General features: G+C 64.8%; 15 protein-coding genes. 11 read left to right on the top strand and 4 right to left on the bottom strand.

Translation table 11 applies throughout. The features are described from left to right. Positions 1-134 precede the first annotated feature (134 nt). Entirely contained in the window at positions 135-947 is an 813-nt protein-coding gene (locus ACODS1_RS08455; protein WP_489085281.1) for a helix-turn-helix domain-containing protein, read from the bottom strand. Positions 948-1,109: 162 nt separating this feature from the next. Here ACODS1_RS08455 and ACODS1_RS08450 point away from each other — a divergent pair, with 162 nt between their 5' ends. Beyond that, on the top strand, positions 1,110-2,549 hold the full coding sequence (locus ACODS1_RS08450) for an alanine/glycine:cation symporter family protein (RefSeq protein WP_322979958.1): 1,440 nt from the start codon (positions 1,110-1,112) through the stop codon (positions 2,547-2,549). A 66-nt stretch (positions 2,550-2,615) separates the two neighbouring features. Beyond that, positions 2,616-3,608, top strand: a complete 993-nt coding sequence (locus ACODS1_RS08445; RefSeq protein ID WP_489085280.1) for an asparaginase — start codon at positions 2,616-2,618, stop codon at positions 3,606-3,608. Positions 3,609-3,641: 33 nt separating this feature from the next. Here ACODS1_RS08445 and glsB read toward each other — a convergent pair whose 3' ends face one another. Next, positions 3,642-4,550 carry a glutaminase B gene (gene glsB / locus ACODS1_RS08440; protein ID WP_489085279.1) on the bottom strand — a complete coding sequence of 303 codons (909 nt, stop codon included), beginning with the start codon at positions 4,548-4,550 and terminating at the stop codon, positions 3,642-3,644. Between the two features lie 138 nt (positions 4,551-4,688). Between glsB and ACODS1_RS08435 the strand changes: the two genes are divergently transcribed. Continuing rightward, on the top strand, positions 4,689-5,618 hold the full coding sequence (locus tag ACODS1_RS08435; protein ID WP_489085278.1) for an AEC family transporter: 930 nt from the start codon (positions 4,689-4,691) through the stop codon (positions 5,616-5,618). Here the strand turns inward: ACODS1_RS08435 and ACODS1_RS08430 are convergent. Beyond that, positions 5,608-6,249, bottom strand: a complete 642-nt coding sequence (locus ACODS1_RS08430) for a hypothetical protein (RefSeq protein WP_489085277.1) — start codon at positions 6,247-6,249, stop codon at positions 5,608-5,610. The two genes, ACODS1_RS08435 and ACODS1_RS08430, sit on opposite strands and share 11 nt — an antisense overlap. A 406-nt stretch (positions 6,250-6,655) precedes the next feature. On the opposite strand from ACODS1_RS08430, the gene coxB reads away from it, so the two are divergent. The 4 genes from coxB to ACODS1_RS08410 are packed head-to-tail and all read left to right on the top strand — an operon-like array spanning position 6,656 to position 10,871. Next, a complete protein-coding gene (gene coxB / locus ACODS1_RS08425) occupies positions 6,656-7,780 on the top strand; it encodes a cytochrome c oxidase subunit II (protein WP_489085276.1) in 1,125 nt (374 codons plus the stop codon). A gap of 4 nt (positions 7,781-7,784) precedes the next feature. Continuing rightward, positions 7,785-9,368: a cytochrome c oxidase subunit I gene (gene ctaD, locus ACODS1_RS08420; RefSeq protein ID WP_322979965.1), complete on the top strand. Its 1,584-nt coding sequence runs from the start codon at positions 7,785-7,787 to the stop codon at positions 9,366-9,368. A 55-nt stretch (positions 9,369-9,423) separates the two neighbouring features. Further along, on the top strand, positions 9,424-9,972 hold the full coding sequence (locus ACODS1_RS08415) for a cytochrome c oxidase assembly protein (protein ID WP_489085275.1): 549 nt from the start codon (positions 9,424-9,426) through the stop codon (positions 9,970-9,972). A gap of 11 nt (positions 9,973-9,983) precedes the next feature. Next, positions 9,984-10,871 carry a cytochrome c oxidase subunit 3 gene (locus ACODS1_RS08410; protein ID WP_489085274.1) on the top strand — a complete coding sequence of 296 codons (888 nt, stop codon included), beginning with the start codon at positions 9,984-9,986 and terminating at the stop codon, positions 10,869-10,871. A gap of 9 nt (positions 10,872-10,880) precedes the next feature. On the opposite strand, the gene ACODS1_RS08405 is transcribed toward ACODS1_RS08410, so the two are convergent. Further along, complete coding sequence (locus ACODS1_RS08405) at positions 10,881-11,084, bottom strand: twin transmembrane helix small protein (RefSeq protein ID WP_322979968.1); 204 nt, start codon at positions 11,082-11,084, stop codon at positions 10,881-10,883. A 71-nt stretch (positions 11,085-11,155) separates the two neighbouring features. Here ACODS1_RS08405 and ACODS1_RS08400 point away from each other — a divergent pair, with 71 nt between their 5' ends. From ACODS1_RS08400 to cyoE, 4 genes are read left to right on the top strand one after another with little or no spacing between them, the layout of a single operon-like run. Further along, entirely contained in the window at positions 11,156-11,890 is a 735-nt protein-coding gene (locus ACODS1_RS08400) for an SURF1 family protein (RefSeq protein ID WP_489085273.1), read from the top strand. Beyond that, on the top strand, positions 11,865-12,443 hold the full coding sequence (locus tag ACODS1_RS08395; RefSeq protein ID WP_489085272.1) for an Ntn hydrolase family protein: 579 nt from the start codon (positions 11,865-11,867) through the stop codon (positions 12,441-12,443). Before ACODS1_RS08400 ends, ACODS1_RS08395 begins: the two co-directional genes overlap by 26 nt. Before the next feature lie 36 nt (positions 12,444-12,479). Next, the gene (locus ACODS1_RS08390; protein WP_489085271.1) at positions 12,480-13,538 is read left to right on the top strand and encodes a COX15/CtaA family protein; all 1,059 of its coding nucleotides are present in this window, start codon (positions 12,480-12,482) and stop codon (positions 13,536-13,538) included. Between the two features lie 20 nt (positions 13,539-13,558). Next, positions 13,559-14,458, top strand: a complete 900-nt coding sequence (cyoE, locus tag ACODS1_RS08385) for a heme o synthase (RefSeq protein WP_489085270.1) — start codon at positions 13,559-13,561, stop codon at positions 14,456-14,458. Positions 14,459-14,462 lie beyond the last annotated feature (4 nt).

Below are 14,462 nucleotides of genomic sequence, written 5' to 3'. Positions count from 1 at the left end.
CGAGGACTGCGAGGCAGACCACCTGAACGAGGGGAACCGGTTCGAAGGCCGCGCACGATAAAGAAATGCGCCCGGCACAGCCACCTGTGACAGGAAAATATTCCTTTTGTCTCAATGAGTTAGTTGCAGACTGGCTATTCGATCTCGAACAGTCCTTCACGCAACTGCGCGCCGCCCAGGCGTTGGCGGATGTCGTCGTCGATACGCGGATCATCCGGGGCGTAGAGCATCACTTGGCGGTAGGCGTTGACCCGGTTGATCTCGCTGCCCAGGTATTGCCAGACCACGCGGGTGCAGGCCGGGGTGCGCCGGTCGCCGCTGGAGACGCCGGTCTTCAGGCCATTGAGGCGGGTGATGTGGCTCTTGAAGCTGGGGATGAGAATGGTCTGGCTCATCTCGTTGCCGGTCAGCGACTCGTAGTCGATGAGAAACAGCCGATCCTGCAGGTAGAAGGCGGCGCCCAGATAACGGCAGCGCACCCAGTCCTCGGCAACGCCGCCGCGCGCGCGCTCCTGCCGTTCCTGGCGCTCGAACACGTAGCTGCCGCGCTCTTCGCGCAGATGCACCAGCGACAGCAGGATCTGCCCCGGCACCGACATGCAGTTGGAATACTCGAAGTAGTAGCCGCAATAACGCGCCAGCGAACTGGCATGGCCGCGCAGCGGCTCGAACAGCTCCAGCAACGGATCACCGCCGGCACGCGGCTGCAACTCGCCATGGCGGGTGCCCATCAGACGAGCGAACGCCTCGCCCGGCAGCGCCAGCTCATGAGCCTCGACTCCGAAGAAATCGCAGATGCGCTTGAGGTTGTGCGCGGTCGGCCGGCTCTGCCCGGCCAGGTAGCGATTGAACTGCGCGCGATTGATCGCCAGCTTGCGGCAGACCTCGGCAATCGAGCGGTAGTGGCTGCAAAGGAGTTTGAGATTGGTGCCGAAGGAATCGGACATACGGCCGCCCTGAGGTGATGCGAGTGACGCGATTCTAGCATCAACTCGCGTCAGTTCGCCGCGATCTGCGAAATTGCCCAGTGAGGCCTCTATCACGAACCATTCCGCAATCCGCCCAGAGAGGCGTATTTCCCATTCAGAACAACAAGAGAGAAAGCCTCCATGCTCGATCTTCTCAATGACCTCATCTGGAGCAAGCTGCTGATCGTGATGCTGATCGGTCTCGGCCTGTTCTTCACCATCGCCTCACGTTTCGTCCAGTTCCGCTACTTCGGCAGCATGTTCCGCATCTTCGCCGAAGCGTTCGAGCGCAAGCCCGGTCAGCTCAGCTCGTTCCAGGCGCTGATGCTCTCGGTGGCGGGCCGCGTCGGTGCCGGCAACATCGCCGGTGTATCCGTGGCGATCATGCTCGGTGGCCCAGGCGCCATCTTCTGGATGTGGGTCGTGGCACTGGTCGGCATGGCCACCAGCTACTTCGAATGCTCCCTGGCGCAGCTGTACAAGCGTCGCGAGGCCGACGGCACCTACCGTGGCGGCCCGGCGTTCTACATCCAGCACGGCCTCGGCCAGCGTTGGTTGGGTATCGTGGTTTCGCTGCTGCTGCTGGTGACCTTCGGCTTCGGCTTCAACGCCGTGCAATCCTTCACCGTGGCCAGCTCACTGCATGACACCTTCGGCGTTCCGACCCTGGCCAGCGGCATTGCCCTGACCGTGGTGATCGGCCTGATCATCTTCGGCGGCATCAAGCGCATCGCCAGCATGGCCGACGTACTGGTGCCGGTCATGGCCTTCTCCTATATCGCCATGGCGCTGGTGGTAATCGGCATGAACGCCGAACACATCCCGGCCACCTTCGCGATGATCTTCAAAAGTGCTTTCGGCCTGGAACCGGCGTTTGCCGGTGGCATTGGCGCGGCCATCATCATGGGCGTCAAGCGTGGCCTGTTCTCCAACGAAGCCGGTCTGGGCAGCGCACCGAACGTAGCCGCTGTCGCCGAGGTCAAGCACCCGGCCGCGCAGGGCATCGTGCAGTCGCTGAGCGTGTTCATCGACACCCTGATCCTGTGCACCTGCACCGCGCTGATCATCCTGCTGTCCGGCGTCTATCAGCCGGGCGCGGACATGGCCGGTGTGGTACTGACGCAAACCGCCGTGGCGGCCGTGGTCGGTGAGTGGGGCCGCGTGTTCGTCAGCCTGGCGCTGCTGCTGTTCGTCTTCACCACCCTGATCTACAACTACTACCTGGGTGAGAACGCTCTGGGCTTCTTCACCGAGAAGCGCATGCCGGTGATGGTTTACCGCGTGCTGGTGGTGATCCTGGTGCTGTGGGGTTCGGTGCAGGATCTGGGCACCGTATTCGCCTTCGCCGACGTGACCATGGGTCTGCTGGCCATCTGCAACCTGATCGCCCTGGCGCTGCTGTTCAAGGTCGGCCTGCGCCTGATGCGTGACTACGACGCGCAGATCAAGGCCGGTGTCGAGTCGCCGGTGTTCGATCCGAAGCAGTACGCCGATCTGGATCTCGATCCCAAGGCCTGGCACGCTCCGGCGGATGCCCCGGCTGCGCATGCCGAACTTGGCGATCGCGTCTACCAGCGTTGATGCCCGCGTGAAACAAGGGGGGCGCTGCCCCCCTTTTTCTTGCCTGACGTTTACCGAGGAAAGCCCATGGCGACCCCTGAAAAACTCCTGGTGCTGTACACCGGCGGCACCATCGGCATGCAGATGAGCGAAGCTGGCCTGGCTCCGGCCTCCGGTTTCGAAGCGCGCATGCGTGCTCAGCAGGCCGAGGAAAACCCGGCCGAGCTGCCGAACTGGATCTTCCGCGAGCTACTGCCGCTGATCGACAGCGCCAACATGACCCAGGCGCACTGGCTGGCCATTCGCGAGACCATCGTCGAGGCAGTCGAAGCCGACGGCTGCGACGCCGTGCTGGTGCTGCACGGCACCGATACCCTGGCCTATAGCGCGGCAGCGATGAGCTTCCTGCTGCTGGGCCTGAATGTGCCGGTGGTGTTCACCGGCTCCATGCAGCCGGCAGGCGTACCGAACGGCGACGCCTGGCCCAACCTGTTCGGCGCGCTGCGTGCGCTGCACCAGGGCGTGGCGCCGGGCGTGCACCTGTACTTCAACGGCCAGCTGATGCATGGCGCGCGCTGCGCCAAACTGCGCAGCGATGCCTTCGACGCCTTCCAGGTGCTGCAGCGCAGCCGCCAGGCCGAGCGAGCTGCCAGCATCGATGCAGCCATTGACTACCGTCAGGTGCGCCAGCCGGTCAGCCTCGCCGTACTGCCGCTCTACCCCGGCGTGCAGGCCGCCCAGGTGCGCGCGCTGGTGGCCAGCGGCGCTCGCGCTCTGCTGCTGGAATGCTATGGCAGCGGCACCGGCCCGGCCGGCGATGCCGAGTTCATCGCGGCGCTGCGCGAAGCGCATGAGCAGGGCGTGGTGCTGGCGGCCATCAGCCAGTGCATGCAGGGCCATGTCGAGTTCGGCGTGTATGCCGCCGGCAGCCGCCTGGCCGAAGCCGGCCTGGTGTCCTGCGGTGGCATGACCCGTGAAGCGGCGCTGGGCAAGCTGTTCGCCCTGCTTGGCGCCGGCCTGGCGCAGGCCGAGGTCGAGCGCTGGCTGGCGCTGGATCTGTGTGGGGAAATGGCCGACTGAGTCGGCCCGGGGCTGGCGCATCCAGCCCCGTATTCAGAACACCGACCAGCCAATGCGCTCGCTGAGCAGTTCCAACGCCCGGATACCCGCCAGCGAGTTGCCGGCAGCATTGAGCTCCGGCGACCACACGCAGACACTGAAGCGCCCCGGCACCACGGCAACGATGCCGCCGCCGACACCACTCTTGCCCGGCAGACCGACGCGGTAGGCGAAGTTGCCGGCCTCGTCGTACAGCCCGCTGGTGGCCATGATGGCGTTGACCTGCTTGCTCTGCCGGGGCGACAGCACCTGCTCGCCGCTGTGCTGGCAGAAGCCCTGGTTGGCCAGGAAGCCGAAGGCGCGCGCCAGGTCGACGCAACTCATGCGCAGCGCGCAGCAACTGAAATAGCTGCGCAGCACCGCCTCGACATCGTTGTGAAAATTGCCAAAGGCCTGCATCAGGTAGGCCATCGCCGCGTTACGCGCACGGTGCTGGTATTCGGACTCGGCGACATGGTTGTCCACCGTCACTTCCGGGTTGCCCGACAGACGCCGAGCGAAATCGCGCATCGACAGCGCCGGCGCGGCATAGCGTGACTGGTTGATGTCGCAGATCACCAGCGCGCCAGCATTGATGAACGGGTTGCGCGGTTTGCCACGCTCGAACTCGAGCTGCACCAGCGAGTTGAACGGCTGCCCGGAGGGCTCGTGGCCCAGGCGCTGCCAGATCGCCTCACCGCTGTGACCGATGGCCTGCACCAGGCTGAATACCTTGGAAATGCTCTGGATCGAGAAGGGCGTGCGCGCATCACCGGCGACATGCAACTGACCGTCGTTGCCGTACACGGCGATACCCAGTTGGTCGGGCACCACGCTGGCCAGCGCGGGGATGTAGTCGGCCACCTTGCCCTGGCCGATCAGCGGGCGGACTTCATCGAGGATTTCGTTCAACAGCGCTTGCATGCTCGGGCTCGCGACAGCGCCGGGTTGACCCGGCAGGTCAATGCTAGACGCCCATCGCGGCAGCGGAATCACAGCCACGGCTTGCCCTCGACGGCCAGCGCCCCTAGGCTCGGCCTCTTTGCGCCAATGGCTGTGCCGATGTCCACCGTTCTCAATGTGCTGTTGCCGATCTTCGGCCTGATCCTGGTCGGTTATCTGTGCCGACGCACCAACCGCCTGGGGCCGACCGCCGCCTCGGAGATGAACCGCTTCGTGGTCTGGCTCGGCCTGCCGGCGCTGCTGTTCAGCCTCACGGCCAAGGCCGATTGGGCGCACATCTGGCAGCCCGGCTTCCTGCTGGCCTTCAGCGGCGGCACCCTGGCGGTGTTCCTGGTCACCCTGGCGTACCGCTGGAAGCGCACCGGCAGTCTGGTCGACGCCAGTATCGACGGGCTCAGCGCCGGCTATGCCAATACCGGCTACATCGGCATTCCACTGTGCGTGCTGGTGCTCGGCGAGGACGGCATGACGCCGGCGCTGATCGCCTCGCTGATCGTGGTCTGCGTGCTGTTCGCCCTGGCCGTGGTGTGCATCGAGGTCGGCTTGCAAAGCCAGAAGGGGCTGGGCGGGGCTATTGCTCAGGTGAGCCTGGCCCTGTTGAAGAACCCGCTGGTGGTAGCGCCGCTGCTCGGCGCCCTTTGGTCGCTCAGCGGGCTGCAGTTGGCGCCAGCGCTGGATGAGTTCCTGCGCCTGCTCGGCGCGGCGACCGTGCCCTGCGCGCTGGTGTCGCTGGGGCTGTTCCTGGCGCAGCGACAGAGCGGCCCGGCCAAGGGCGCCTGGCCGCTGGTGGCGCTGAAGCTGGTGCTGCAACCGCTGGTGACCTGGTTCATCGCCTTCGTGCTGCTCGACCTGCCACCGTTCTGGGCGCACGCCGCGCTGCTGCTCAGTGCGCTGCCAACCGGCACCGGGCCGTTCATGCTCGCCGAGTATTACCAGCGCCAGGCAGCGCTGGTGTCACGAGCGATCCTGTTTTCCACCCTCGGCTCGCTGCTGACGCTGTCGCTGATTCTCCTGGCAATCACGCCGTAAGCTGCAGATCCACGCCCAACTGGCGCGACAGGCAGGGCCAGCGCAGCCAGGCCGACTCGGTATCCGGCGCAGCCAGGCGTTCGCGGTAGGCCTCGACCGAGGGCTGGTCGAAGCTGGCGTCGTCGAGCATGCCGGTGAGGGCATGATGCACCGCCTCGTCGAGCTGGTTGGCGAACGGCTCGCCGATCAACTGGTGCGCGATCAGGTTGGCGCGGGTGGTGTCCAGCGGAATCAGCGGGCGCCCCAGATGCGCGATATAGCGGTCGTTGACCTCTTCCACCAGGCGATGCGCCAGATAGGCTTCGTCGAGCAGGCCATCGAGCCCTTCGTGCCCGGCCATCAGCGCGGGGGGCTGGAGAAAGAACTGCTCGGCGATCTTCAGCACCGGCTTGATCGCTTCCTCGATGCCGGCTTCGCGCGCCACTTCGGCCGCCGCGTCGAGCACATCCGGCACTTCCTCGATATAGGCAATGACGAAGCCGGTCAGCACTCCGGGGGCATCCTCGTCCGGCAAGCGAATGGCAGGGTGCAGCCCGGCGAAGCGGGCCTGCAGGGTTTGGCTGAGCGCCTGGCTGGCGGTTTCATGCTCGCGCGCCTGGGCGATGAACTGGCGGATGGCAGCAGTGTTCATGACGACTCCGATGAACTCAGAACATGGACGTGAACCTTAGCTGGCGGCTTGGGCCGGCTAAGACGCGATTGTCATAACTTTTTCATACTTATGCGAGCGCGCTATATCCGGCGCCTCGATTTTCGCTCCAGCCCGCGTCAGATGCGGTGTCCACCGCTTCGTTCGCCGCCAGCGGGGCGGCCAGGCGGGCACATTGCGGCCTCAAGGTCGCTGTCTATACTCCAACTCGAAAGGCAGTACCTGATGGAACCGGACGGGCTCAGGCACGAGGTTTCGGCAGCAGTTGCCAGCAGTAGAGACGGAGCAGGGCACATGAAGGCCCAGGCCCGTCACGTGGCAGTCGACCCCACCCACATGGCTCAGCCGGCGGGATAGATAACAAGAACAATATCGAGGGGAACCCGCGATGATGCGACATCCACGAGTCTGGATGGGCCTCTTGCTGTGGCTGATATTGAGCTCGGCGCACGCCCAGTGGACGGTGAACATGGCGCCCGGTGTCACCGAGGTCAGCCGCTCCGTCTTCGATCTGCACATGACCATCTTCTGGATCTGCGTCGTGATCGGCGTGATCGTCTTCGGCGCGATGTTCTGGTCGATGATCATCCACCGCCGCTCCACCGGCCAGGAACCTGCGCACTTCCACGAAAGCACCACGGTGGAAATCCTCTGGACCGTCGTGCCGCTGGCGATTCTGGTGGTCATGGCGATCCCCGCGACCAAGACCCTGATCGACATCTACGACACCTCCGAGTCGGATCTGGATATCCAGATCACCGGCTACCAGTGGAAGTGGCACTACAAGTACCTGGGCCAGGATGTGGAGTTCTTCAGCAACCTGGCCACCCCGCGCACGCAGATCAACAACCGTGAAGCCAAGGGCGAACACTACCTGCTGGAAGTGGACGAACCGTTGGTGCTGCCGGTGGGTGCCAAGGTGCGCTTCCTGATCACTTCGGCCGACGTGATCCACTCCTGGTGGGTGCCGGCGCTGGCGGTGAAGAAGGACGCTATTCCCGGCTTCGTCAACGAATCCTGGACGCGCATCGAGGCGCCCGGCACCTACCGTGGCCAGTGCACCGAGCTGTGCGGCAAGGATCACGGCTTCATGCCGATCGTGGTCGAGGTCAAGAGCAAGGAAGACTTCGCCGCCTGGCTGGGTGAACGCAAGCAGGCCGCCCTGGCCGAGCGCGAGCTGACCAGCAAGGAATGGACGATGGAAGAGCTGATGGCGCGCGGCGAGAAGGCCTACAACACCACCTGTGCCGCCTGCCACCAGCCTACCGGCGAAGGCCTGCCGCCGATGTTCCCGGCGCTCAAGGGCTCGGCCATCGCCACAGGCCCGGCCAAGGGCCACATGGACATCGTCTATCACGGCAAGCAGGGCACCGCCATGGCCGCCTTCGGCAAGCAACTGTCGCCGGTCGACCTGGCCGCCATCATCACCTACGAGCGCAATGCCTGGGGCAACAATGTCGGTGACATGGTCACGCCCAAGGACATTCTCGACTTCGCCAAGGCGCAGGAGTAAGGACATGAGTGCAGTGATCGACCACGGTCATACTGACCACCACCATGGCCCGGCCAAGGGCCTGATGCGCTGGGTGCTGACCACCAACCACAAGGACATCGGCACGATGTACCTGTGGTTCAGCTTCTGCATGTTCCTGCTCGGCGGCTCGATGGCGATGGTGATTCGCGCCGAGCTGTTCCAGCCGGGCCTGCAGATCGTGCAGCCGGAATTCTTCAACCAGATGACCACCATGCACGGCCTGATCATGGTCTTCGGCGCGGTGATGCCCGCCTTCGTCGGCCTGGCCAACTGGATGATCCCGCTGATGATCGGCGCGCCGGACATGGCCCTGCCACGGATGAACAACTTCAGCTTCTGGCTGCTGCCGGCGGCCTTCGGTCTGCTGGTCAGCACGCTGTTCATGGAAGGCGGCGGGCCGAACTTCGGTTGGACCTTCTACGCACCGCTGTCGACCACCTACGCGCCAGAGTCGGTGACCTTCTTCATCTTCGCCATCCACCTCATGGGCATCAGCTCGATCATGGGCGCGATCAACGTGATCGCCACCATCCTCAACCTGCGCGCCCCGGGCATGACCCTGATGAAGATGCCGCTGTTCGTCTGGACCTGGCTGATCACCGCCTTCCTGCTGATCGCGGTGATGCCGGTGCTGGCCGGTTGCGTGACCATGATGCTGATGGACATCCACTTCGGCACCAGCTTCTTCAATGCCGCCGGCGGCGGCGATCCGGTGTTGTTTCAGCACGTGTTCTGGTTCTTCGGCCACCCCGAGGTGTACATCATGATCCTGCCGGCCTTCGGCGCGGTCAGCTCGATCATCCCGGCCTTCTCGCGCAAGCCGCTGTTCGGCTACACCTCAATGGTCTATGCCACGGCGAGCATCGCCTTCCTCTCGTTCATCGTCTGGGCGCACCACATGTTCACCGTGGGCATCCCGCTGACCGGCGAGCTGTTCTTCATGTACGCCACCATGCTGATCGCCGTGCCTACCGGGGTGAAGGTGTTCAACTGGGTGAGCACCATGTGGCAGGGCTCGCTGACCTTCGAAGCGCCGATGCTGTTCGCCGTGGCCTTCGTCATCCTCTTCACCATCGGCGGCTTCTCCGGCCTGATGCTGGCCATCGCCCCGGCGGACTTCCAGTACCACGACACCTACTTCGTGGTGGCGCACTTTCACTACGTGCTGGTGCCAGGGGCGATCTTCGGCATCTTCGCCTCGGCCTACTACTGGCTGCCGAAATGGACCGGCCACATGTACGACGAAGTGCTGGCCAAGCTGCACTTCTGGCTGAGCTTCGTCGGTATGAACCTGGCGTTCTTCCCCATGCACTTCGTCGGTTTGGCCGGCATGCCGCGACGCATCCCCGACTACAACCTGATGTTCGCCAACTTCAACATGGTGTCGAGCATCGGCGCCTTCCTGTTCGGCACCACGCAGTTGCTGTTCCTGTTCATCGTCATCAAGTGCATCCGGGGCGGCAAGCCGGCCCCGGCCAAGCCCTGGGACGGCGCCGACGGTCTGGAATGGACAGTGCCGTCACCGGCGCCCTACCACACCTTCAGCACGCCGCCGGAGGTGAAATGAAACGTCCAGGTAGGGCGGGTGCAACCCGCCAACTTCTTCCAGGTGGGTGCGTCTCATGAACGCCATGAGCACACCGCGCCTGGTCATCCGTCTGCTGGCCGTGGTGGTGGTCATGTTCTGCTTCGGCGTATTCGTCCTGCCGCCGTTCTACGACGCCATGTGCCGCGCCTTCGGCATCAATGGCAAGACGGCCGGGGCCTATGAAGGTACCCAGCAGAGCGACATCGGCCGCGAGGTGCGAGTGCAGTTCCTCGCCACCAACGCGGCCGGCATGGTCTGGGAATTCGCACCCAAGGCCGATGAACTGCGGGTTCACCCTGGCCAGTCGAGCGACATGCTGTTCGTCGCCTACAACCCGACTGACAAGCCGATGACGGCGCAGGCCATTCCCAGCGTATCGCCGTCCAAGGCCGCGGCCTTCTTTCACAAGACCGAGTGCTTCTGCTTCACCCAGCAGGTGCTGCAGCCGGGTGAGCGCATCGAGATGCCGGTGCGCTTCATCGTCGACCGCGACCTGCCGCAGGACGTCAGGCATCTGACCTTGAGTTACACCCTGTTCGATATCACCGCGCGCAAACCGCCCGTGGCACAGGCGGCTCCATAGGGAGATAGGCTATGTCGAGTCACGAAAACTACTACGTCCCGGCCCAGAGCAAGTGGCCGATCATCGCCACCCTGGGGCTGCTGACCAGCGTCGCCGGTGTCGGCACCTGGTTCAATGACCTGTCCGCCGGGCGCGAGACCTCCAACGGCCCGCTGATCTTCTTCGTCGGCGGGCTGATCCTGGCCTACATGCTATTCGGCTGGTTCGGCAATGTGATCCGGGAAAGCCGCGGCGGCCTGTACAGCGCGCAGATGGATCGCTCGTTCCGCTGGGGCATGACCTGGTTCATCTTCTCCGAGGTGATGTTCTTCGCTGCCTTCTTCGGTGCGCTGTTCTACATCCGCACGTGGGCCGGTCCCTGGCTCGGCGGCGAAGGCGACAAGGGTGTGGCCAACATGCTCTGGGAGGGTTTCGAATACAGCTGGCCGCTGCTGCAGAACCCCGACTCCAAGCTGTTCCCGCCGCCCACGGCGGTGATCGATCCCTGGCACCTGCCGCTGATCAATACCCTGCTGCTGGTGTCCTCCAGCGTCACCGTGACCTTCGCTCACCACGCGTTGAAGAAGAACAACCGGGGCGCCCTGAAAGCCTGGCTGGCCGCGACCATTCTGCTCGGCGCCTGCTTCCTGTTCCTGCAGGTGGAGGAATACATCGAGGCCTACACCGAACTGGGCCTGACCCTGGGCTCGGGCATCTACGGGGCGACCTTCTTCATGCTCACCGGCTTCCACGGTGCCCACGTCACCCTCGGCGCGCTGATCCTCACGGTGATGCTGGTGCGCATCCACAAGGGCCACTTCGACGCCGAAAAACACTTCGGTTTCGAAGCCGCGTCCTGGTACTGGCACTTTGTCGACGTAGTCTGGCTGGGCTTGTTCGTCTTCGTTTACGTGCTGTGAGGCATGTCGCTACCAGGTGACATGCGACACCAGTTGCCCTGAGTAGAAGCCCCAGGCGACCAGGGCCAGGGTGATGGCGGTCAGCCCGACGCGGACGCTCAGGGCATTGACCACGCGAGAACCACGGCCTTCATCCTTGACCAGGAAGAACAGGCCACTGAACAGGCTGGCGATGGTCGCCAGCAGCATGAGGACGATCGCGGCCTTGAGCATGCGAGACTCCGGGGGGATTGGGCGATGCCTTGCAGTATAGCCAGCCAGCTCATGCCAAACGGAGGCGCCCAATGAGCGCCTTCCGCCCCGGCTGGCTGCCCAGCATCCTGGTCGCCCTGCTGTTGCCGCTGTTCTGTGGCCTGGGCGTCTGGCAACTGCAACGCGCCGAAGAAAAGCGCCTGCTGCTGGCCAGCTTCGAGGCGCGTCGGCAAGCCGCCCCGGTCGGACTGATGGAACTCGAGCAGGGCACAGACCCTGCCTATCGCCGCGTCCACCTGCAGGGCCATTTCGATGGCGAGCACAGCCTGCTGCTGGACAACCGCATCCGCGATGGCCGCGCCGGCGTGGAGCTGCTGCAACCCTTCTACGACCAACCCAGCGGCCTCTGGGTGTTGCTCAACCGCGGCTGGCTGCCCTGGCCGGATCGCCGCCTGGCACCGCAATACAGCACCCCCGACGGGCCGATCCAGCTCGATGCCTGGGTCTATGTCGCCCCGCCCGGCGGCCTGCATCTGCAAGGCAAGGCAACGGCTGGAAAGGACTGGCCACAGCTGATCAGCGAGGTCGACAGCGCGGCGCTGTGGCGCCGGCTCGGTCGTGGCGGCCTGCCGCTGGAGCTACGCCTGGAAAGTGGCCTGGCCAGCTACCGGGTCGACTGGCCGGTGGTGGCCATGAGCCCGGCCAAGCATCAGGGCTATGCCGTGCAATGGTTCGCCATGGCGGTGGCGCTGCTCGGCCTGTTCATCTACCTCGGTGTGCACAACGCACGGGAGAAACGCCATGCACCCAGCCATCACCCTGCCTGAAGCCCCACGCAAAGGGCGTGGGCGCCTGCAATTGCTGCTTCTGCTGGCCATCGTCTTCGGCCCCATGTTACTGGCCAGCGCCATGTATCGCTGGCAGTTCTGGGTGCCGGAAACCCGCACCTATCACGGCACGCTGATCGGTGATGGGCGCACCCTGCAGGATCTCGGCGTGCAAGGCGAACTGGCGCCACGCTGGCAGATCCTGGTCACCACGCCTGGCGCCTGCGAAGCCGACTGCCAACGCCTGGTGTACCTGGCGCGGCAGATCCAGATCGGCCTCAACCGCGAGACATCACGCGCCAGCCACAGCCTGGCCAGTGGCGAACCATTGAGCGCCGACTACAGCGCCACCCTGCAACGCGAGTATCCCCAGCTCGGCCGCTATCGCCTCGACAGCCGTACCTATCAGCAGGCCAGCGACGCCCAGCCCGGAGCCCAGCTATGGCTGGTCGACCCGCACGGCAACCTGGTGCTGCGCTACGACAGCAGCAGCCAGGGCAAGGCGATTCTCGATGACCTGCGCTACCTGCTGAAAATTTCCCTGATCGGTTGAGCAAGCCCTGTGTCCCACCTTTGAAGAGGACAGCACATGAGCAAACCCGGATACCGACTCGCCCTGTTCGCCACCCTGCTCGCTGCCGTGGTGGTGCTGCTCGGCGCCTACACCCGCCTGACCCACGCCGGCCTCGGTTGCCCTGACTGGCCAGGTTGCTATGGCTTTCTCGGCGTACCGATGAGCGAGCACAAACAGGCCATCGCCGAGAGCCGCTTTCCCGAGATACCGGTCGAGGTGGCCAAGGGCTGGGCCGAGATGATCCATCGCTATTTCGCTGGTGCCCTCGGCATGGTCATCCTCGCTCTGGCAATGAAAGCCGTGCGCCTGCGCCATCAGCCGCAGCAACCGCTGAAGCTGCCGCTGGCCATCCTCGCCCTGGTGATCGTGCAGGCGGCTTTCGGCATGTGGACAGTCACCCTCAAGCTGTGGCCGCAGGTGGTCACCGCGCACCTGCTCGGCGGTTTCGCCACCCTGAGCCTGCTGGCGCTGCTCACGCTGCGCCTGTCCGGCCGCTTCACCATGCTGCAGGTTTCAGCACGGCTACGCACACTGGCCGCCGCCTGCCTGCTGCTGGTGATCGGGCAGATCGCCCTCGGCGGCTGGGTCAGCTCCAACTACGCCGCCGTGGCCTGCGTGGATCTGCCGACCTGCCACGGCCAGTGGTGGCCGGCGATGGACTTCGGCAAAGGCTTTCACCTGACCCAGCACATCGGCCCCAACTACCTGGGCGGCCAGCTCGACAGCGATGCGCGCACGGCCATCCACATGAGCCATCGCCTTGGCGCACTGTTCGTCAGCCTGGCGCTGTTGCTGCTGGCCTGGCGCCTGCACGCGGCGAAACTGTCGCGCCTGGCCGGCCTGGTGCTGCTGGCACTCGCCGCGCAGGTCAGCCTGGGCATCAGCAACGTGATCTTCCACCTGCCGCTGCTGGTTGCGGTCGCTCACAACGCTGGCGGCGCTGCCCTGTTGCTCACACTGGTGCTGGTCAACTACCGCCTGCGCAAGGTGGCCACGGCCACGCGCAGCACGAATGAAAGGCGCGTTACCAAGCACACGCTGGCGCCTGTCGGCCTGGTTCAGGTCGGTAAATAACCAAGCAAAGGAGAGTCGTCATGGCCACCACCCTGCGTGCCCACGCCGCACACGCCACCTGGCGCGACTACCTGGAACTGACCAAGCCCAAGGTGGTGCTGCTGATGCTCATCACCTCGCTGGTCGGCATGTTCCTCGCCACCCGTGCCGGGGTGCCCTGGACGGTGCTGGTGTTCGGCAACCTCGGCATCGGCTTGTGCGCGGGCGCAGCGGCGGCGGTCAACCATGTGGTGGATCGGCGTATCGACTCGATCATGGCACGCACGCACAAGCGCCCGGTCACGGCCGGGCGCGTCTCGCCGACCTCCGCGCTGACCTTTGCCCTGCTTCTGGCGCTGGCCGGCCAGGCCCTGCTGCTGGCCTTCACCAACGAGCTGACGGCCTGGCTGACCCTGGCCTCGTTGCTCGGCTACGCGGTGATCTACACCGGCTTTCTCAAGCGCGCCACGCCGCAGAACATCGTCATCGGCGGCCTGGCCGGCGCCGCGCCACCGCTGCTGGGCTGGGTCGCCGCCACCGGTCATCTGAGCGCCGAGCCGTTGCTGCTGGTGCTGATCATCTTCGCCTGGACACCCCCGCACTTCTGGGCCCTGGCCATCCACCGCAAGGAGGAATACGCCAAGGCCGACATCCCCATGCTGCCGGTCACCCATGGCGAGCATTACACCAAGGTGCATATCCTGCTCTACACCCTGGCGATGTTCGCCGTGACCCTGCTGCCCTACGCCATTCACATGAGCGGGCCGCTCTACCTCGCCTGTGCGGTGCTACTGGGCGGGCGCTTTCTGTACTGGGCCTGGGTGCTGTACCGTGACAGCCTGCCGCACGCGGCGATCAATACCTTCAAGTACAGCATCTGGTACCTTTTCCTGCTGTTCATCGCCCTGTTGCTCGACCATTACCTGCTGCTCAATCTGTAAAGGC

The sequence above is a fragment of the Pseudomonas sp. FG29 genome, assembly GCF_057809355.1.
This window is presented reverse-complemented; position numbering and strand designations above follow the sequence as displayed.